The sequence below is a fragment of the Rahnella sp. BIGb0603 genome, assembly GCF_024808755.1.
GTDB lineage: Bacteria > Pseudomonadota > Gammaproteobacteria > Enterobacterales > Enterobacteriaceae > Rahnella > Rahnella contaminans.
In genome coordinates this window covers 660,617-679,870 of record NZ_JANUEX010000002.1, presented here as the reverse complement: position 1 = coordinate 679,870, position 19,254 = coordinate 660,617, and the positions used below count along the sequence as shown (strand labels likewise).

Annotated in this window: 27 protein-coding genes; 8 read left to right on the top strand and 19 right to left on the bottom strand. The window is 53.6% G+C overall.

Annotation, left to right across the window (positions count from 1 at the left end):
• The first annotated feature begins 11 nt into the window (after positions 1–11).
• Entirely contained in the window at positions 12–815 is an 804-nt protein-coding gene (locus M2403_RS08160) for a histidine phosphatase family protein (RefSeq protein WP_208951540.1), read from the top strand.
• On the opposite strand, the gene fliR is transcribed toward M2403_RS08160, so the two are convergent.
• From fliR to fliF, 13 genes are all read right to left on the bottom strand, one after another.
• Entirely contained in the window at positions 812–1,597 is a 786-nt protein-coding gene (gene fliR, locus M2403_RS08155) for a flagellar biosynthetic protein FliR (RefSeq protein WP_152326965.1), read from the bottom strand. The genes M2403_RS08160 and fliR overlap by 4 nt on opposite strands.
• A gap of 3 nt (positions 1,598–1,600) precedes the next feature.
• A complete protein-coding gene (gene fliQ / locus M2403_RS08150) occupies positions 1,601–1,870 on the bottom strand; it encodes a flagellar biosynthesis protein FliQ (RefSeq protein WP_013575807.1) in 270 nt (89 codons plus the stop codon).
• Positions 1,871–2,033: 163 nt separating this feature from the next.
• Positions 2,034–2,807: a flagellar type III secretion system pore protein FliP gene (gene fliP / locus M2403_RS08145; RefSeq protein WP_244370666.1), complete on the bottom strand. Its 774-nt coding sequence runs from the start codon at positions 2,805–2,807 to the stop codon at positions 2,034–2,036.
• Positions 2,808–2,830: 23 nt separating this feature from the next.
• Positions 2,831–3,268 (bottom strand): flagellar biosynthetic protein FliO, encoded by a 438-nt coding sequence (fliO, locus tag M2403_RS08140; protein ID WP_195814649.1) that lies wholly within the window; start codon positions 3,266–3,268, stop codon positions 2,831–2,833.
• Positions 3,268–3,684 (bottom strand): flagellar motor switch protein FliN, encoded by a 417-nt coding sequence (gene fliN / locus M2403_RS08135; protein ID WP_104922229.1) that lies wholly within the window; start codon positions 3,682–3,684, stop codon positions 3,268–3,270. Before fliN ends, fliO begins: the two co-directional genes overlap by 1 nt.
• Positions 3,677–4,693, bottom strand: a complete 1,017-nt coding sequence (gene fliM, locus M2403_RS08130) for a flagellar motor switch protein FliM (protein WP_152326967.1) — start codon at positions 4,691–4,693, stop codon at positions 3,677–3,679. The genes fliN and fliM overlap by 8 nt, the downstream gene beginning before the upstream one ends.
• A 7-nt stretch (positions 4,694–4,700) precedes the next feature.
• Positions 4,701–5,201: a flagellar basal body-associated protein FliL gene (gene fliL / locus M2403_RS08125; RefSeq protein ID WP_165057887.1), complete on the bottom strand. Its 501-nt coding sequence runs from the start codon at positions 5,199–5,201 to the stop codon at positions 4,701–4,703.
• A gap of 214 nt (positions 5,202–5,415) precedes the next feature.
• Positions 5,416–6,810: a flagellar hook-length control protein FliK gene (locus M2403_RS08120; RefSeq protein WP_259228893.1), complete on the bottom strand. Its 1,395-nt coding sequence runs from the start codon at positions 6,808–6,810 to the stop codon at positions 5,416–5,418.
• Complete coding sequence (gene fliJ, locus M2403_RS08115) at positions 6,807–7,253, bottom strand: flagellar export protein FliJ (protein ID WP_259228892.1); 447 nt, start codon at positions 7,251–7,253, stop codon at positions 6,807–6,809. Before fliJ ends, M2403_RS08120 begins: the two co-directional genes overlap by 4 nt.
• An 18-nt stretch (positions 7,254–7,271) precedes the next feature.
• The gene (fliI, locus tag M2403_RS08110; protein ID WP_152326971.1) at positions 7,272–8,636 is read right to left on the bottom strand and encodes a flagellar protein export ATPase FliI; all 1,365 of its coding nucleotides are present in this window, start codon (positions 8,634–8,636) and stop codon (positions 7,272–7,274) included.
• Positions 8,636–9,391 carry a flagellar assembly protein FliH gene (fliH, locus tag M2403_RS08105; protein ID WP_193333184.1) on the bottom strand — a complete coding sequence of 252 codons (756 nt, stop codon included), beginning with the start codon at positions 9,389–9,391 and terminating at the stop codon, positions 8,636–8,638. The genes fliI and fliH overlap by 1 nt, the downstream gene beginning before the upstream one ends.
• A 7-nt stretch (positions 9,392–9,398) precedes the next feature.
• The gene (fliG, locus tag M2403_RS08100) at positions 9,399–10,394 is read right to left on the bottom strand and encodes a flagellar motor switch protein FliG (protein ID WP_193333183.1); all 996 of its coding nucleotides are present in this window, start codon (positions 10,392–10,394) and stop codon (positions 9,399–9,401) included.
• The gene (fliF, locus tag M2403_RS08095; protein WP_165057884.1) at positions 10,388–12,106 is read right to left on the bottom strand and encodes a flagellar basal-body MS-ring/collar protein FliF; all 1,719 of its coding nucleotides are present in this window, start codon (positions 12,104–12,106) and stop codon (positions 10,388–10,390) included. Before fliF ends, fliG begins: the two co-directional genes overlap by 7 nt.
• Positions 12,107–12,388: 282 nt before the next feature.
• On the opposite strand from fliF, the gene fliE reads away from it, so the two are divergent.
• The 3 genes from fliE to M2403_RS08080 all read left to right on the top strand — a co-directional run bounded on the left by fliE (position 12,389) and on the right by M2403_RS08080 (position 14,580).
• A complete protein-coding gene (gene fliE, locus M2403_RS08090) occupies positions 12,389–12,703 on the top strand; it encodes a flagellar hook-basal body complex protein FliE (protein ID WP_152326975.1) in 315 nt (104 codons plus the stop codon).
• 586 nt (positions 12,704–13,289) lie between these two features.
• Positions 13,290–14,195, top strand: coding sequence for a bestrophin family protein (locus M2403_RS08085; protein ID WP_152326976.1), 906 nt, complete (start codon positions 13,290–13,292; stop codon positions 14,193–14,195).
• 145 nt (positions 14,196–14,340) lie between these two features.
• A complete protein-coding gene (locus M2403_RS08080; protein ID WP_152326977.1) occupies positions 14,341–14,580 on the top strand; it encodes a hypothetical protein in 240 nt (79 codons plus the stop codon).
• Between the two features lie 86 nt (positions 14,581–14,666).
• Here M2403_RS08080 and M2403_RS08075 read toward each other — a convergent pair whose 3' ends face one another.
• Positions 14,667–15,146, bottom strand: coding sequence for a GNAT family N-acetyltransferase (locus M2403_RS08075; protein WP_259228891.1), 480 nt, complete (start codon positions 15,144–15,146; stop codon positions 14,667–14,669).
• Positions 15,147–15,477: 331 nt separating this feature from the next.
• Here M2403_RS08075 and M2403_RS08070 point away from each other — a divergent pair, with 331 nt between their 5' ends.
• Complete coding sequence (locus tag M2403_RS08070; protein ID WP_165057865.1) at positions 15,478–15,651, top strand: hypothetical protein; 174 nt, start codon at positions 15,478–15,480, stop codon at positions 15,649–15,651.
• A 63-nt stretch (positions 15,652–15,714) separates the two neighbouring features.
• Here the strand turns inward: M2403_RS08070 and M2403_RS08065 are convergent, their stop codons facing one another.
• Positions 15,715–15,915, bottom strand: coding sequence for a hypothetical protein (locus tag M2403_RS08065; RefSeq protein WP_152326979.1), 201 nt, complete (start codon positions 15,913–15,915; stop codon positions 15,715–15,717).
• A 185-nt stretch (positions 15,916–16,100) separates the two neighbouring features.
• Between M2403_RS08065 and M2403_RS08060 the strand changes: the two genes are divergently transcribed.
• Positions 16,101–16,370: a hypothetical protein gene (locus M2403_RS08060; RefSeq protein ID WP_259228890.1), complete on the top strand. Its 270-nt coding sequence runs from the start codon at positions 16,101–16,103 to the stop codon at positions 16,368–16,370.
• A gap of 106 nt (positions 16,371–16,476) precedes the next feature.
• Here M2403_RS08060 and M2403_RS08055 read toward each other — a convergent pair whose 3' ends face one another.
• The gene (locus M2403_RS08055; RefSeq protein ID WP_152326981.1) at positions 16,477–16,752 is read right to left on the bottom strand and encodes a hypothetical protein; all 276 of its coding nucleotides are present in this window, start codon (positions 16,750–16,752) and stop codon (positions 16,477–16,479) included.
• 237 nt (positions 16,753–16,989) lie between these two features.
• Complete coding sequence (locus tag M2403_RS08050; protein ID WP_259228915.1) at positions 16,990–17,415, bottom strand: DUF4186 domain-containing protein; 426 nt, start codon at positions 17,413–17,415, stop codon at positions 16,990–16,992.
• A gap of 140 nt (positions 17,416–17,555) precedes the next feature.
• Between M2403_RS08050 and M2403_RS08045 the strand changes: the two genes are divergently transcribed.
• Positions 17,556–17,810 carry a hypothetical protein gene (locus M2403_RS08045; RefSeq protein WP_259228889.1) on the top strand — a complete coding sequence of 85 codons (255 nt, stop codon included), beginning with the start codon at positions 17,556–17,558 and terminating at the stop codon, positions 17,808–17,810.
• Between the two features lie 70 nt (positions 17,811–17,880).
• Positions 17,881–18,039, top strand: a complete 159-nt coding sequence (locus M2403_RS08040) for a YqaE/Pmp3 family membrane protein (protein WP_152326983.1) — start codon at positions 17,881–17,883, stop codon at positions 18,037–18,039.
• 82 nt (positions 18,040–18,121) lie between these two features.
• Here M2403_RS08040 and M2403_RS08035 read toward each other — a convergent pair whose 3' ends face one another.
• Both M2403_RS08035 and M2403_RS08030 read right to left on the bottom strand, forming a co-directional pair.
• Positions 18,122–18,298, bottom strand: a complete 177-nt coding sequence (locus M2403_RS08035) for a GhoT/OrtT family toxin (protein ID WP_095922224.1) — start codon at positions 18,296–18,298, stop codon at positions 18,122–18,124.
• A gap of 111 nt (positions 18,299–18,409) precedes the next feature.
• Positions 18,410–19,147: an AraC family transcriptional regulator gene (locus M2403_RS08030; RefSeq protein ID WP_259228887.1), complete on the bottom strand. Its 738-nt coding sequence runs from the start codon at positions 19,145–19,147 to the stop codon at positions 18,410–18,412.
• Positions 19,148–19,254 lie beyond the last annotated feature (107 nt).

Here is a 19,254-nt window from a genome sequence, read left to right as displayed (position 1 = left end):
AAAAGGACATTATGATGAAAAAAACGCTCTGGAAAACACTGATCTTATTTTTAGTCTTCGGTTTCATCAATGCGCAGGCCGCGCCGGTACCTGCGTCTTCGGCACAGGCGACGGCGGAGAAAGACGTCGTCACGTTTTACATCACGCGTCACGGCAAAACCTTATTTAACACCGCGCACCGTGCGCAGGGCTGGTCTGATACGCCGCTCACGGCAGCCGGTGTTTCCGTGGCAGAAGATCTCGGGCGTGGCCTGAAAGGCATTCCGTTTACCGCCGCCTATTCCAGTGACTCCGGCCGCGCACGTCAGACGGCAAAAATCGCGCTGACCTTCGCCGGGCAGACGTTACCGGTGACGGAAGATGAGCGTCTGCGCGAAACGTTTTTCGGCCCTTATGAAGGTGAGCTTGACGCTGTCATGTGGGCACCCGTGGCAAAGAAACTGGGTTTTGCAGACCTCAGTTCTGTAACGCAGGCGCTCTCAAAAGGGCAGATTACTCTCGAAACCATGATGAATACGCTGGCCGCCGTTGACCCTACGCATACCACAGAAAACGCCACGCAGGTAAAAACCCGTATGCAGGCCGCGCTGCATGATATCGCGCAGAAAACCCTTGCCGAAGGCGGCGGTAACGTCCTGATTGTGTCGCACGGCATGGCCATCATGGCAATGCTGCAAGGTATGACGCCCGAAGAAAACCTGCGCGCACCTTTGCAAAACGCCAGCGTTACGGTGGTCACTTACAAAGACAGCAAATTCACCGTCGGCAAAGTCGGGGATATGCAGTTTGTGGAGAAAGGGACGCGACAAAACTAATCCGCTGCAAACTGATTCATGATCAACACCAGCTTATCCAGGATTTCACTGAACAGATGCTCGCTGAAAGGAGCGAGCATAGGCATCATCAGGCCGATGGCCAGAATGCCAATACTGAGGGTTAACGGGAAACCAATAACAAATACGGAAAGCTGCGGTGTGACGCGGTTTAACAGGCCGAGCGCCATGTTGAGCGTGAGCAGCAGGGTTACAATCGGCAATGCCAGCATCAGGCCACCGCTGAAAATAATGCTGCCTGCTTTCGCCACGGCCATAAAACCTTCGGCGTTGACCGGATTCGGGCTGATGGGAAGTGTGTGAAAACTGTCGGCGAGCAGGGAAATCAGCCAGAGATGAGCGTTGAAACTCAGGAAAAGCAGGACGGCCAGCAGGTTCAGAAATTGCGCCAGAAGCGGGGTATTCAGGCGGTTGCTGGGATCGTAAAACGTCGCAAAAGAAATCCCCATTTGCAGCCCCATGATTTCACCGGCCATCCTGATAGCGGCAAACGCCAGCTGCATTGTGATGCCCAGCGCGGTGCCGATCATGATTTGCTGCATCGCCAGCCACAGCGCAGGCGTGGAAAATATCGGCGTATCGACAGGCGGCAGCGACGGCGCAATCAGAAACGTGATCATCATGCCCAGACCGAGCTTTACGCGGTTCGGGACGGATTTCTCGCTGGTAATCGGCGCGGTGCTGATCAGAGCCAGAATCCTCAGCAGCGGCCAGAAATACATGCTGAGCCATCCGGCAAGTTGCGTGCTGTCGAAGGAAACCATGGGTTAACCGATGATGTAAGGCAGGTTGGTAAACAGCGTACGCATGTAATCGAGCAGCAGATTCAGCATCCACGGACCGGCGATTACGATAGTCGCGACAACGGCCAAAATTTTAGGAATGAAGGACAGCGTTTGTTCGTTGATCTGCGTCGCCGCCTGCAACAGGCTGACGATAAGCCCGGTGACCAGCGCCGCGAGCAACAGCGGTGCAGCAACGGCCAAAGCCACTTTCATCGCCTCATTACCCAATGCCATTACCGATTCAGGAGTCATAAGATTCTCGTAAAATGCGAACCTGCTTGGGCTAGCTCACTTGCCATTTTGTCCTCCGGCAGTGCTCACACTCCTCACGTACTTATGTACGCTGCGGGTGCTCCGCGCTGGCGGCGAACAAACTGGCTGCGACGCTGACGCCCATTAAGTTTGGCGTTTTGAATTAACTGTAAAAACTCTGCGCCAGTGAGCCGAGCAGCAACTGCCAGCCATCGACCAGCACGAACAGCATCAGCTTGAACGGCAGTGAGATGGTGGCCGGTGGCACCATCATCATCCCGAGCGCCATCAGCACGCTGGCGACAACCAGGTCGATAATCATGAACGGAATGAACACGGTGAAGCCAATCTGGAATGCCGTTTTCAGTTCGCTGGTGACATAAGCGGGAAGCAGAATACGCATCGGCACTGCTTCGGGGCCAGCCAGAGGCGGGATGTTTGCCAGACGGGCATACAACGCGAGGTCGCTTTCACGGGTCTGACGCAGCATGAACTGGCGCAGCGGCTGAGCGCCTTTGTCCATGGCATCCTGCATGGTGATTTTGTTTTCGGTAAACGGCTGATAGGCATCGCTGTAGATTTTGTCGAAAACTGGCGCCATCACGAAAAAGGTCAGGAACAGCCCGAGACCCAGCAGAACCTGGTTTGGCGGCGCGGACGGCGTACCCAGCGCATTTCGCAGCAGGCCGAGCACGATAATAATGCGGGTAAAACTGGTACACATCAGCAACATGGCGGGCAGCAGCGTCAGCGTGGTGATGAACACCAGCGTCTGAATTGGCAGCGACCAGTTCTGGGCACCATTGGACATCTGCTGGCTGATAATACCGGGCAACTGTGCGAACGCGGCCGGGCTAATAAAGAGCAGCAGCGGCAGGCACAGGCGGACGACCAGACGAACAGGGCGCTGACGGGCAGCGGTAAAGGCGGATTTCATCAATTGGTTCACGGCGGACTGGGTCATGCCTGCTTTCCCGGACGTTTCAACATTTTCTGCATCAGCTGACGGAAATCCGCAGGCTGACTGTCTGTAGTGCCTGAATCCGGCGTTTGTACTTCCGGCGGCGCGCTCAGCGTGTGCAGCGGGGTGATGTTTTGCGCGGTCACGCCCAGCACCAGCCAGGTATTATCCACTTCCACGATCACCACTTTTTCGCTGCGGCCAACCTGAACACTGGCCGTCACTTTCAGCAGTTTGTTATTTTTTGACTGCGGCGCGAATCCGGTACGTTTGGCCACCCAGCCGATGCACAGGATCAGCAGCAGAATGCCGCCGAGCACCGTACTGACCTGTGTCAGCACAGAACTGGCGGGCAATGCCTGGGCTGAAGTCTGCGTCGTTGCGTGAGTCTGAGCCCCCTGAACGTACGGAGAATCCGTGGCCGCAGTCTGGCTCATCAGCGGCTCAACCGGCGCATACGCTCTGACGGCGTGATGATGTCGGTGATGCGCACGCCGTATTTGTCGGCGACAACCACCACTTCACCCTGAGCAATCAGATAACCGTTGATGAGAATATCCAGCGGCTCCCCGGCCAGGCCATCGAGTGCGACGACGGAACCCTGCGACAGGCGCAGCAGTTCTTTGATGGTCATTTTGGTACGGCCTAATTCAACGGTCAGTTTCACCGGAATATCGAGGATCATGTCGATATCCTGCAAACTGCCCGCTCCGTCCTGGGCACCCAGCGCGGCGAAAACACCCTCGGTTGACGCTTTGGCGCTGCCCGCAGATTGTTGTTCGTTAAACGCATCAGCCCATAAATCGTCAACGTTATCCGATCCGGCGTCAGACGGTTTATTGGTGTCACTCATGGGGCTGTTCCTCATCTAGAGAATTTAAAATTGGGTTGATCAAATGTTCAACGCGCAGGGCGTATTGTTCGTTTATGGTGCCGTACTGGCTGGTCAGCACCGGAACGCCGTCGACGTGTGCAATCAGACGATCCGGTTTTTCAATCGGCAGAACATCACCCGGTTGCAGTTTCAGGATCTGAGACAGGCGCAGCGGGATTTCAACGAAATTCGCCACCAGCTCCAGTTCAGATTGCTGAACCTGATGCACCAGGTTTTCACGCCACTGACTTTCTTCATGACGCGAGTTTTCGACCGGCGGATTGGTCAGCAACTCACGTAACGGTTCAATCATGCTGAACGGAATACAGATGTTGAAATCACCGCTCAGCGCACCGATTTCCACGTGGAACGGCGTGGTGACCACGATATCGTTCGGGGAAGAGGTGATGTTGGTGAACTTGATCTGCAATTCAGCACGGACATATTCCACGCTCAGCTTGTAAACGCCACTCCACGCATCTTCGTAGGCGTCGAGCGCCAGCGTCAGCATGCGTTTGATGACGCGCTGTTCGGTATGAGTAAATTCGCGGCCTTCCACTTTCGTCGGGAAACGGCCATCACCGCCAAACAGGTTATCCACCGCAATGAAGACCAGACTTGGCGCGAACACAAACAGCGCCGTGCCGCGTAAGGGCTTCAGGTGGATCAGGTTCAGGTTGGTCGGCACCGGCAGGTTGCGGGCGAAGTCATGATAAGGCTGGATTTTGATCGGCCCGACCGTGATATCCGGGCTGCGACGCAAGAGGTTAAACAGCCCCATACGGAAGTGACGGGCAAAACGCTCGTTAATGATTTCCAGCGCCTGCAACCGCTCACGCACAACGCGACGTTGCGTCGTGGGGTCAAAAGGTTTTACACCGTCGTCCGACGCTTTGGCTTGTGCCGCGCTTGCCGACTCGGCTGCGCTGTCACTGTCGCCATTAAGCAGTGCGTCGATCTCGGCCTGTGAAAGAATGCTGTCGCCCATAATTTGTTTATCGCAGTATGAAAGCAGTGAAAAGCACGTCGTTGATCACCTGAGGTGGCTGACCTTTGACCAGTGGCGCGTCCAGAACCTGTTTGATGTCCTGCACCAGTTGTTGTTTACCGGTTTCGCTGACGAGATCCGCCGTCTTCTGGCGGGACAGGAGCAGCAGCAGACGGCTGCGAACTTCAGGCAGGTATTCATTCAGAATAGCCCGATTCTGTTCATCGGGCAGACGCAGGGTCAGGCCGATGTACAGCACGCGGTCAGGATCGTTATCCGGCGTTTGCAGGTTAACGGTAAAGGTATCCAGTGCCAGGAAGATCGGCGCCGCAGGTGGCTCGCTCTTCTTCACTTCAGCCGCGCTACCGTTCGCAGGCTGCTGTTTGTGCATCATCCACCAGGCGTAACCGGCCGCACCACAGGCTCCAAGGGTAATGAGTAACAGCAGAATCATCATTAACGGCCGCTTTTTTTTCTTACGCGACGCCGTGAGAGCAGAGTCAGACATGGATGGGGCGATTTCCTGTAAGTATGAGCAGACTGGCGTGAGGAGCACCGGACTGCTGAGTCAATTCTGAGAATGATTATCCCGCTTATCCTGTTGTTCAATAGTCAGAATAGGCGGGATAAATAAGGTCAGCTCTGCCGTTTGAATTAAGGGAGAACTGACCGGCTGCAATTATCTGAAACAATTTTGCGAGGTTTTACGCATCTGCAAAACGCTACGCAAAGATATCCACGCTGTTATTTCCCCCAATCCGCTGCGCAATAGAAGCCGGAACGGGCAGGGCGTCACTGACCGACGTGCTGCTGCCGGAATTAAAAGCCGCCCAGCTTGACGCATCACCCTGAGGCGTGCCGGACTGCGAACTTTGCTGCTGAGCCTGCTGCCATTGCGAACTGTCGCTGCCGACGCTGCTTTGCCCCAGGCTGATGCCGCTGTCGGCCAGCGCGGTTTTCAGCTCTGGCATGGCGGCTTCAAGGGCAGAACGAACGCCACTGTGGCCGGACACAAAGTGCAGCTGCGCCTGATTGTTCTCAATCTTCATGCTGATCTGAATGGAACCCAGATCTTCAGGATGCAGACGCAGTTGCGCCGTCTGTTGTCCCTGACGGTTAAACATCATCACCTGCTGACCGAGCTGTTGCTGCCATTCCGGTGTGCCCAGCTGGGCGTTCAGCACCGGCGTGGACGGCGCGGTGACGACGCTGGTGGTAGTTGGCGTCGTTGGAACTGAAGCAGAAGACACGGCAACGGCGGCGGTATTGAGCTGATTCAATGCCGTTGAATTGCTGTCGAGCGTACGGCTGTCGTTTTGCTGAACGGCTGCGGTGCTGTTTGCCGCCGCGCTCATTGACGCCAGTGCGCTGCTGAAATCAGCGGCATTGGTGGACGCCGTGCTTTTGCTGCTGGCGGCATGCTGTGAAGACGTTGTGGCGACAGAGGCCGCATTACCCGAAGCGGTTGCCGCGGTTTTCGAATCGGTGTCGGTCACCACGGCAGTTTTACCGTCGCCGGTCAGCAGCGATGACGCCGTGACGTTCAGGCCGGAAAGCAGGGTGCTGGCGTTCTGCGCACGCGTGGTGTCGTCGCTGGCCGTCTGTGTTGCAGCCGCGGTCACGGTCTGAATCTGCTGCGCAGGCTGTTGCTGTACCGCCAGCTGGGCGAACAACGCCTGAATGCTGGCATCCGCAGAATCGGCATCTTTGTCTTTGTCACTCAGCGCGATGTCTTTCACCGACGTTCCCTTCAGGCTGCCGGTCGGCAAAACCTGAATGACGGCGATCATTTTGCTCAGATCGCTGTCATCGAGCATCAGACTGCCGTCTTTCTCGCCGGTGGTGACCGCCTGCGTCAGCGTATCTTTATCCACCGTTTCGCCTTTAGCGCTGATTTGCTGCCCGAGTTTCGCCAGCGCGCTGGTGAGTTTCGGATCCAGTTTTGAGCCCAGCTGGGCTTCGAGCTGGCTGGCAAAATCTGCCGGAGACGACGCGGTGCTTTCGCCAATAGCGGTGACATCCGTCGTCGCCGCGCTGGTGGCGGACGAACTGCCGGTCGCTGCGCTCGTGGTCGTCTTTGCCGTGGTAACGGCAGCAGGCAAAATATTCAGATTCATGGATTTTTCTTCCTGTGTGCGCTGCGCTGGGCGAACTCATCGTTCTGTTTTTGATCAATCTTGTTTTCCAGAGAACGTTGCTGCTCGCTGGCACGGGATTGCAATGTCTGGTACGCGTTCAGCCGCTGTTGCTTTTCCTGCCACTGGTGAACGGCGGCATTGAGCCGCTGATCCCACAGTTGTAATTGTTTGCGGTGCTGGTCAATCGCCACTTCCAGCGTGCCGATGAACTGCTGGTAGTTCTGCCAGGTGTTCGCCGCTATGCCGCCGGTCATGGTGGAATTGAGTTTTTCGCGATATTCACGCTGGTAGTTGAGCAACATCGTGAGTTGCTGTTCAGCCTGATTATGCGACTGCCTGATCTGGCCTAAATTGTTGGTCGCCTGATCCAGCGCTTTTTGCGCAAGAGAACAAAGAGTAATTAATGGCGATGAACTTTCCATTCGACCCCCTTAAGTTAATTAACCCGGGAACAACATATTGAGTTCCAGACAGGCGTCTTCGTAAGTGCTGCGTTCCATGATGTCCTGCTGGAGAAAATTCTCCATTTGCGGATACAGCTTGATGGCCCGATCCAACATCGGATCGCTGCCTGCGGCGTAGGCGCCGACGCTGACCAAATCACGGTTGCGCTGGTAGCTGGACAACAGTTGTTTGAAATTACGTACGCGCCCGTACTGGGCGTCATCGATCAGCGATGTCATGGCACGGCTGATAGAAGCTTCGATATCGATGGCCGGATAATGGCCGGATTCGGCTAAGCGGCGTGACAGCACCACGTGGCCGTCGAGGATGGCGCGCGCGGAGTCGGCGATAGGATCCTGCTGGTCATCGCCTTCGGTCAGCACGGTATAAAATGCGGTGATCGAGCCACCACCGGTGATACCGTTACCGGCGCGTTCAACCAGCGCGGGCAATTTGGCAAACACGGAAGGCGGATAGCCTTTGGTCGCGGGCGGTTCGCCGATGGCCAGCGCGATTTCACGCTGCGCCATGGCATAACGGGTCAGGGAATCCATGATCAGCAAAACGTGCTGGCCGCGGTCGCGGAAATCTTCAGCGATGCGTGTGGCATATGCGGCACCCTGCATGCGCAGAAGTGGCGAAACATCGGCGGGCGCGGCGATAACCACCGAACGGGCACGACCTTCGTCACCTAAAATATTCTCGATAAAATCTTTAACTTCGCGGCCACGTTCACCAATCAGCCCGACCACGATGACGTCGGCTTTGGTGTAGCGCGCCATCATGCCGAGCAGCACGGATTTACCGACGCCGGAACCGGCGAACAGGCCCATACGCTGCCCGCGCCCGACGGTCAGCAATGCGTTAATCGCGCGTACGCCGACGTCAAGCACATCGGTGATCGGCGTACGTTGCAGCGGGTTAAACGGCGGAGTGATCAGCGCGGCGCGATAACCTGTATCCGGCGGCGGTAAGCCGTCGAGCGGTTTGGCGCTGCCGTCGAGTACGCGACCGAGTAACTGCGGGCCGAGCGGAAGTTGTTTACCGGCTGTCTGGCCGTCGGCGGCAATCCGGGCATAAACCCGTGCACCCGGCAAAATCCCTTCGACTTCTTCGAGCGGCATCAGAAACAGGCTCTGGCCGTTAAAACCGACCACTTCACTTTCAACTTCCTGCACAACCGGGCCGTCGTGACGTTCAATAAGACAGGTCGCGCCCAGCGGTAACTGCAATCCGGTGGCTTCAAGCACCAGGCCGGTCGCCCGCGTCAGACGGCCGTAGCGGCGAACGGAAGGCGTGCGGGCCATGCGCTTTTCCGCATCATCCAGCGTTTTCAGCAGGCGGCTCAGGCGGGCAGTCATCAGAGATCCCCCGGTGCCGCGAGGCGGCACAGCTCATGCCAGCGGGTAGCCAGCGACGCATCCATATCGCCATCCTCCGCGCTGACTTTGCAGCCACCGGTGTGGATCTGGCTGTCGGCCAGCAAGCGCCAGCCGTTCATGCTCAGGGTGGAACCCAGCTGTTGTTCAACACGTTCGAAATCTGCCGGGTTAACGCGCAGCTGCGGTTTGCCCTTGAACATCGGTTCCTGCTGGATCAGCTGCTGGATCTGGTTGAGCAGGGCAGAACCGTCGCAAATCGGTGCCTGTCCGATGATTTGTTTCGCGGCAGTCAGCGCCATCTGCATCAGGCGCGAGGCGATCACGCTGTCCAGCGCGTCCAGCGTTTGCTGGAAATCGGACACCATGTGCTGCCAGTGTTCGGTCAGAACGGCCTGCTGTTGCTGGCCTTCCTGCATTCCCTGCTGTTGTCCGGCTTCCTGACCCTGCTGAAAACCGGCGGCGTAACCCTGTTTTTGCCCGGCTTCCAGACCTTGCTGGAAACCCTGCTGTTCAGCGCGACGTTGCAGGTTCAGCAACTCATTCTGATCCACCTGAAGTTTTGGCAGACCGTCGTCCTGTTCTTCTTCGCCTTCGGCCAGCAAAGGTTCGTCCGGCGTGGTGAACACCGGCACGGCAAGGTCACCCGGTTTCCAGGGCTGCCACGGCAGGGCGTTGATGCGCTCGGCATTACGCTCTTCGGCGGTTTTCTTTTCCGGCGCGGGCTGGCCGGACATCGGATTATCAGACATAAGAATCCTCGCCGCCGCCAACCATCATTTCGCCGGACTCTGCTAAGCGGCGAACCGTTTGCAGAATCGCTTTCTGTTCGTTCTCGACCAGAGACATACGCATCGGCCCGCGGTTTGCCAGGTCGTCGCGCAGGATATCCGCCGCACGCTGGGACATGTTGCGCAGGAACTTGTCGCGCAGTGGCTGTTCCGCACCTTTCAATGCCACCAGCAACGATTCGCCTTCGACTTCCTGCAACAGGCGCTGGATGCTGCGGTCGTCCACGTCCACCAGGTTTTCGAACAGGAACATCTCGTCGATAATTTTCTGTGCCAGTTCGCCGTCGTAACCACGAACCGCTTCGATAACGGCTTCTTCCTGCTGCGTTTTCATCAGGTTGATGATTTCTGCCGCAGTACGAACACCACCCATCTTCGCGCGCTTGAGGTTCTGGCCGTCGAGCAGGTTGTTCAGTACTTCTGTCAGTTCCGCCAGCGCCGCAGGCTGGACACCGCCGAAGGTGGCGATACGCAGCATTACGTCGTTACGCAGACGCTCGTCGAACAGGGCCAGAATATCGGCAGCCTGACCGCGTTTGAGGTGGACCAGAATGGTGGCGATAATCTGCGGATGTTCGTCGCGGATAAGATCGGCCGCCATCTGCGGTTCCATAAAGTTGAGCGTTTCCATACCGCTGGTGGTTTCGCGCGATTCCAGAATATCTTCCAGCAGGCTGGAGGCACGTTCCTCGCCCAGTGCTTTCGTCAGAACCGAACGCAGATATTCGCTGGTGTTGACGCTCAGCGCGGCGTACTGCTCTGACTCGTCCTCGAACTCATTCAGAACCTCAGCCAGCTGCTTGTTAGAAATCTGATGGATATTCGCCATCGCGCCACTGATTTGCTGAACTTCGCGAGGGGAGAGGTGCTTGAACACCTCCACCGCACGGTCTTCCCCCAGGGTTATCATCAAAATGGCGCTTTTTTCGGTGCCGGTCATAGTCATGATTGTTCGGTACTCATCCATTGGCGGATAACCAGGGCGACGATACGAGGATCCTTATCGGCCAGCTCCTGAACACGTTGGGTCTGAACTTCGACGCTGACTCGCTGCTGAGAACGTTTACGTTTCTCCAGCTCGTCGTTGCTGAGTTTGACCGGCTTGCTGCCTTCAGGCTGTGGCATCGCTGCTGCGATGGCCGCTGCGGCTGCCGCATCTTTCTCTGCCTGCTGTTTGCGCAACATTGGACGAACCATCTTGCGCCACAGCAGCCAGGCAACAATCAGCACCAGCAACCAGCGACCTGCGTTGAGCAGTTGATCGAAGAACGCCTGTTGTTTCCAGAACGGCAGCTCACCGGAATCATCAGCCGCTTCGTTGAACGGTGTATTCACCACGTTCAGCGTATCGCCACGTTCCTGCGAGAAGCCCATGGCTTCACGAACCAGATCATCAATTTTCTTCAGCTGTTCGTCGGTCAGCGGCTTCGCTTTGCCATCTGTCCCGACCTGATAGTTGACGACCACCGCCGCGGACAGGCGTTGTACGGCACCCGCGCTGTGTTGCGTATGGGTGATTGTGCGGTCAACTTCGTAGTTGGTGGTTTCATCACGACGGCTGTTCGACGGAACGGTTGAACGGTTTGCCGTGTTGTTTTGCGCATTGTTCTGTGCGTTGTTACCGGCCTGATTCTGTGCCCCGTTGGCATTGTTCGCCGCAGGAGGATTGGTGACCGGCGCGGTCGCAGCCGGTGCAGGCTGGTTGCTTAATGCACCCGGTACGCCGCCGACGGCAGTGCCACCAATCTGGTCACTGGTGCTCAGCTGGCGTGAACGGACAGCGGCTTTTTCCGGCGTGCCGTTTGGCTGATAATTCTCGTCAGTTTGTTCGCGGCTGGCGTAGTCGATTTGCGCGGTGATTTGCGCGTGAACGTTACCATTGCCGACCACCGGCTGGAGGATAGATTCGATACGACGTTGCAGACGGCCTTCCACTTCGTTGGCGTATTTCAGCTGGGAAGCATTCAGGTCACGTCCATTGTTGTCCGACTGCGTCAGCAGATGTCCGCTCTGGTCGACCACGGTGACGTTGGCAGGTGGTAAACCCGACACGCTGCTCGACACCATATAAACGATGGCGTTGATCTGACCGTCATCCAGCGCACGACCCGGTTGTAAATTCAGGGTCACGGAAGCGGAAGGATTTTTCTGTTCGCGGACAAACAAGGAAGGTTTTGGAATGGCTAAATGGACGCGGGCGCTGCCGACCGGGCCCAAAGTTTCGATAGTGCGGGAGAGTTCACCTTCCAGCGCACGCTGATAGTTGATCTGTTCGCTGAACTGGCTGATGCCGAATTTTTCCTGATCCATCAGCTCAAAGCCGACTGCGCCACCTTTCGGTAAACCGGCGGAAGCCAGTTTCAGACGCGTTTCATACACTTTATCTGCCGGGATTAACAGGGCTGCGCCGTTTTCTGAAAACTGATAAGGGATGTTCATCTGCGTCAGCTGGGTGACGATGGCACCGCCGTCCTGATCGCCCAGATTGCTAAACAGCACCTTATAGGTGGGCTGTTTTGCCCACAGCATCATGACAACAACAATGGCCAGGGCAGCCGCAGCGGCGATGGCGATAGGAATTTTTGGGTTGGCGCGCAGGCGATTAAGCAACGCAGTTAAACCGTTTGGAGAGGTTTCTGCGCCGGCTATTGCGGAACTCATACAAGATCCCTATTTAGCTGTTGAATGGTGATGTTCATGTTGTCTCTTAACAAAACAGACTCCCAAGTGCGCAATCGTTGAAGCGTGACATTTTTCAGTCCTCCGTACAGGCAGGCCTATTTTCTAGGTGAGCCATTATTTGCCGCTAAAGGCAAAGTTAATGGCCCGATAAGCCATGGTTTTTAGGTTCAATTACCGCGTTTAGGAAAAAACTGATGTGATAGGGTGTCATTCCATGAAAGAAGCCCTTTGTTCACCGACACAGCAATAAGCGGAGAAAACATGTCAATTCAAGGCATTGAGAGCGTTTTACAGCAGATGCAGGCCACCGCCATCAAGGCAGGCGCTACCCCTCAGACGGATACGACGTCAGAAGCGGGTTTTGCCAGCGAACTGAAAGCGGCATTAGGCAAAATCAGCGAGACGCAAAACAACGCAAAACTGGAATCTGAAAAGCTGGAGATGGGCGTTCCCGGCGTAAGCCTGAACGACGTGATGGTGGATTTGCAGAAATCATCAATTTCACTGCAACTGGGTATTCAGGTGAGAAATAAACTGGTGACGGCGTACCAGGACGTGATGAACATGTCGGTGTAATACGCTAACCTGCTGAAAATTATAGAGATGAGTGGTTACCTGTGGCCTGAAAGGGCATGGCGGGGACAACGTCATGGTTTTTTGGTAGGAAAAACAAAAATGAAGGTCACTGCGAAGAATTACGCAAAAAAATTAATAATCATCTTCCGAGTCTTTTGCTGCCGACCTGAAGATGAACCAGGCTGCCAACCCGATAATCGCCAATGCGATGAGTACAACAAGAATAATTTTCACTGATATGCCCGCTCCCAATTTTCCGCGATCGTCTCGCGAATAGGCCTGTAATTCCAATGGGTATAACCGATCATTATCACTATTTTGATCGTCAGGACCGATCAATACTGAGAGCATTCACGCCATGCGCGCCATATATTCTTCTCAGTCTGGTTTGTTATCGGACATTACCATGCCAAACATTATGTTTCCGTTACCGTTTGTACAAAGTGATCACCTGCGCTTGTAAAAGAAAACCGTGATTTTCAAAATAAATGTTACCGGTGTCACAAAATTGTCCTTTGCATGTGCAGGTTTATTTGCAAGAATCGCAAAAAAAATCGCTTCACCTGCAAAAGCACCTCCATAAAAAATGATAATCCGTCCTCCGCGTCACTGGTTCTTGCGTTTGTTCGCCTGGCATGGCTCTGTGCTGCCCAGCATTATGTTCCGCCTCAGTCTGAATTTATTGATGTCGCTTGCCGCCATTCTCAGCCTTCCCTGGTATGAGACGCTCGGCGTTAAGCTCACGCTGGCGCCGTTCAGCTTGCTGGGGGTGTCGATTGCGATCTTCCTCGGTTTTCGGAACAGCGTAGCGTATTCGCGCTACACAGAAGCGCGTCAGCTGTGGGGCGGGTTACTGATTGCCTGTCGTACGTTACAAAGTCAGGTAATGGCGGTGTGTCCGGGCGAAGCGCAGCGCGTGACGACGCTTTTGCTGGCGTTCTGTTACAGCCTCAAACATCAGCTGCGCCACAGCGATCCGCGGCCTGACCTCGAACGTCTGTTAGGGGAAGATGCGGAAGATATTCTGTCACGCCGCGCGCCGACCAATATGGTGCAGCTGCGGATGTCACAGTGGCTTGCCGAACGGCGCCGCAGCGGGGATTTGTCGGATATCGTCTATACCCACATGGACACCACGCTGTTGCAACTTTCGCAGGTCGTCGGCGGGTGTGAGCGTATTGTCAGCATGCCGATCCCGTTTGCTTACGGGCTTTTACTGCACCGAACGGTCTATCTGTTCTGTAGCTTATTGCCGTTCGCGCTGGTGGTGGATTTGCATTACATGACGCTGCTGGTTTCAGGTTTTATTTCGTACAGTTTCCTGTCGCTCGATACGCTGGCGGAAGAGCTGGAAATGCCTTTCGGCTATGCCAATAACCATCTGCCGATGGACGCGATGTGTACCAATATCGAAATTAACCTGCGCGAGATGAACAACCAGACGCAGTTGCCGGATACCCCCGTGCCTGATCGCCATTACCGTCTTTCCTGAGTTTTGAACAGGCGCACGGAATGGACATTTTATGCGCTAAAACGTAGCACTATTCTGAAGGTTCACGATACTGTCATAATGATGAAACAAAAGTGAAATAGGATATTCGGGCAAATACAACTCCCTCCATTTTCACGAGGTATTTATGTCAGTCGTTCAGGCCAAATCATTAATCGAAGCCGAAGAGCTGCTTAATTCCGGTATGGTGAAAAAAGTCGAACTGGCTTTTAGTATTAACAGTGATGAGTTTTTCAAACTTGCGCTGGAATGTGGCGACCGCGGTGCCAAGATCACAAAAGGCAAAAAATTCTTCGTTATCACCCTGAAAAAATGGGTTATTCCTTCCAATGAAATTCCTGCATCGAAAAGCAATGTCCTGATGTAATCTGCTTCTCGCGTCTCCATAACCCTGTCACGAGGCAGCGTTATGGAGATATTTTTCTGCATTTCTCCCGGCATTTTCGCACCGTATCAGGCCACCGATTTCATCATATACACGCTAAGCGGATCCGGTGAGAGACGATAATCGCCAAACGCTTCTGTGCGCGCGTACCCCAGCTTTTCATACAGGGTAATGGCTTTTTCCTGAAACACGCCGGTTTCTAAAAACAAATCCCGATAGCCCAATGTTTTCAGTTTGCTTTCCATTTCATCAACCAGCAGTGAAGCAATACCCTGACCGCGGTACAGCGGATTCACGTAGACCCGTTTCATCTCAGCAATCGGTTTTTCATGCCCTTCAGGCCGCGAAATATACAGACATGCGCATCCTGCCCAGTCATCGTCTACCCGCGCCATAAAACAGAAAATTTCACCGTCTTCGAGCGTGGAGACGTTAATTCCCTGAAAGGATTCCGGCGGGTAGAGCGGGTATTGATAAGCATCCAGCTCTGCAATCAGTCGTGTCAGATGCGGATGATTCGCATCGGTTTCAAAAATCTGGGCACTCACAGCGCGGGCTCTCAATGCAACAAAATGGATTCATATTCTTAACCGAAATTACATCGAAAACAAGCGGCTGGGGGAGAGCAACGAAGCCTGTATCCGGCATTCGCCCCGGAAGAGTGTAAAAATTGATGACGTCTTGTGCATGTCTGTCAGAGTTGTCTGATTTGATCAAATATTGATCTTTTTATCGCGTATCTGTACTTCTTTTATGCAACATTTATCGGGAGTGATTAATGTATGTAATGAAATCACTCGGTGTGATTAATAGTTGATGTATGATTACTTCTGTAGGTAAAGCAGTACATTATAAGAGCATGATTGAAAGGATAAAATTATGGCTGTCTATCCTGTTGGCGTTTTTGTCACGCTTACTTTTACACCAGGTTTGTTTGAAGTTATCGCTGTTCTGGATGAGGTAACGCCGGTGCAGTATCAGGTTATTAATGTGGAAACGGGAAATGTGATCCGGGTGAATGAGAATTTCATCCGCGGAATTGTCAAACCGTAGTCACGCGGGTTAAGTCAGGTATCAGGCCGGCAGAGGATACTCCTTTGGCCGGCCTTCTTGTTATCAGTCTGGCATTAAATTGTTAAAATCGTCCTCATAGAGCGCCCGACATTCCTCAATAAATTCCGGGTATCCCAATTCTGACGTCTGAACTTCACGCCCCAGTCGTTTTTGCAAGTCTTCGTGAAATCCTTCGAATTCGCCATGCAGGATCCCGGTAAATCCGGTCAGGATAATGCATTGCTCTGGCGTTAATTTTTTCACGGTGGATCCTTATCAATGGTGTAGAACTACGTTTTTATGCGGCCACGCGAGGACAACAGCGGTGTACGAAACGTCGTTCATAAAAAAAATGCGTAAAGAGAGAAGTGCTTCACGCCGGTATCCGGCAGGACGCGACAACATATTCTATCCTGTAATTAATCCCACTGGAAAACAAGGAGTCACCTATGGATCAGGATCTGTTTGAACAGGCACCACTGCCTCTGCTTACCCGGTTTCAGGTGGGCGATCGCGTAAAATTACTCACTTTCCCGGTGGGCGTTCATCCGGCCAGTTATCAGCTGGATGTGGCGATTACGCAAATTCAGGACGGAGAATTTGAAGGGCAGATTGTCCGTATCGCGCCGCTCGGACGTTTAGGGCACCACGAAGCGCATTTCACGATCGGTGGGCACGTCGCCTTTTACGCCCGAAACATTCAGGGCATGGCCGCCTGAATTCATGGGCTGAATGTCTGACGGCCGAAAACCCTCAGAAAGCAAAAACCCCGCTTAAAAGGGCGGGGTTCGTTTACGATCGTACTTTTCAATTTACTTTTGTTTCTTACATCATCGGCTTAACGTGTTTGGTGAGCGCCTGGGTGGTCAGTTCATCGGCCTGAATTTTCGAACAATTTCCGCAATAACCGACCAGATACCAGTTTCCGTCAGCCCCTTTTTCAGGCTTCACTTTATAGCGCTCGTTCTGTTTACCGTAAAATTCACGTTCTGCACTTTGTGATGCATCTTCCCAAAAACACAACGAAAACTGATGTTGTTTATCAACATGACGTTGTCCGTTGCGGCTTCCACCTATCAATAAATAATGATACTCAGACATGCATCCTCCTTTTCCCAATGGGGGGTAATAATCCTCACTACAGTGTAAAACTCATTTCACCTGGAAAACTCACCCGAAAGACTGCACAAGAAGACAACAAAAGGGCGCGCAAAGGCTGCCCGGCAGAAAACTGTCTTATTCCTTAAAATTATAGAGTACAGACTCAGCAGGGTACTTAAATCCTGAAAAACTGTGACTGCTGTCACTCTTTATTTTTTTACCACTGTGATGCGCTTCTTACAATAAATCCATTTGTTGTGGGTCAGAATTTTTTGATTTTGCTTTCCGCGGTTTAGCGGCTGGCGCGGGCCGCTGCATTTCCTGATGTATCCAGTGCAGGATCACTGCAACCGTATAATCCTGCTGCGTTTGTGTCATCTCAGCGTGTGCCGCAATACGATGCCATTTTTCCAGACATCCGCGACAGCAGGTGGCGGTGGCGTGCTGGGCGATAAACACCGGATGGCCGCGCATCGGCGTCTGCCTGCCGTCGGCCTGAGGTTCCGCAGGCGCGAGCCGCCGGCTAATGAAATCGGCGGCGTGCTGCGCCACGGTATCGGGCCCGTGACTCATACAATATTCGTATTCTTTCGGGCCAAGATGAAAGCGCTGGCGAAAGGGGGAAGACGCCAGACGCTGAAAAACGTCGTCGGTTGAAAACATAGTGATGGTGTCCATGCGCAGGTTAGACGCAGAAATAGCGGGTGTTTTTGCATCAGCTGTCGGCTTTGACCGAACTGTTGCCATGCTAGTCTGGTTTTAATGACTTTCCCACCGACTTTTCACGACAGCAGGAACACGCTATGGCAGAAAAACACGTAGTCGATTTAGTGATGTCGGTTAACAAACATGCCGAAGAAACTGCCATGCAACATCTGATGCTGCGCAATTTTATCATCGTGATGTGCCGCAATATGACGGACGAGCAAAAAACGCAGGTGAGATGGCAGATGCGCCAGATCCATCAGATAACCGATGCCGAGTACCGCGCAGGCGATGTCGAATTGCTCGATAAAGTGCGTCGAGACGTGGAAATTATGCTGGACATGATCAATTAAGTTTCATCTGATAGGCGGCTTTGTTTCCCTGAACTATCATTAACTCAATGATAACCAAAGGGAGATGAACATGGGATTCTGGAGAGTTTTGATCACCATCCTGGTACCGCCGTTGGGCGTGCTAATTGGTAACGGATTTGGCGGTGCTTTTTTGCTGAATATCATCCTGACACTGTGCGGTTATCTGCCGGGTCTGATCCACGGCTTTTGGGTGCAAACCCGCAATTAGCAGCAACGTAAACAGTAGCAACAACAGTTGTACAGAACCCGGCCTGAAAGCCGGGTTTTTTAATGAGCGCAGTTTTACAGCGTCAGAACAGAGAGAAGAGCAGAACGACGGGAAGGCTCATCGGCCAGGTAAACCCGATAATGCCGGACGTTAACAAGCGTATTTTAATCGTGTCGCGGCTCACGAGAAGCGTCACCAGTGCCGCAATACCCAATCCACCCCAATAAATCGTTTTAATCACTTCCCACCAAACGTGCACTGCCAACCCCTGATCACGCGTAAATTAACGGCGTGTATGATATTCGGTTAACATCTGGTAATCAATTATTGTGTGATGTTACTCATGATTTAGCATTGTAGTGCTTAGGAGTTAGTTGTTATAAGTCATCGTTTGTGCTGAGAGGGGGCGCATATGCCCGCGGATCGCGGTAGGCGCGAAGCCAAAACGCTTCCGAAAACGTTCCGCAAAACGGGAGCCACTTTCGTAACCGACCTGATGGGCAATGTTGGAAATCGCCAGATCGGTGCATTGCAGTAACCGCAGTGCCTGTGTCATGCGGACATCAATCATCAGATTGCGCAGGACACAATCCTCGGCCGCCAGCCGGCGGCGAAGCATCACTTCATTCATCATCAGCTGTTCCGCCACTTCTGCGGCGGTAAACGATTTATGCAGATTATCTGTCAGCAATTCGCGCACACGTTGTGCCATGCTTTCGCTGTGTTGCAGCGAATAACGTACACCCAGATGCGACAGCCAGAGCAATTGTTCCAGCATACGATGGCGGGTAATGGGCGCGGGCAGGCCGTGATGCCAGAGAATGGCGCTGTGGGTATCGGTAAAACTCTGTTTAAAAGCCACCGGGATATGCGGAATAACCTGTAGCGTTTCAACGGAAAGCAGTGGGGCTGAAAAGCCCGTGGCATGGAGCCCCGCATCACTGAGCAACTGGTGATCCCAGGCCATAATGGCGCAGCTGAAAGGGCCATTGTCTGAGAGATGGTGGGTGAGACTCAACGTTTGTCCACTGTTGAGCACCAGCATTTCCCCCGCCTGTAGCGAGAATCGCTGTTCCTGGTTAGTAATAGAAAGACTTCCATTCTGCACGAGGATTAATTGCGGCTTATTAATATAGACATCGTGAATAAAAAGCTCACTATGCTGAATAAGTAGCGAAATAGTGCCTATCCCTGGAGTCACTTTTATTTTACGAA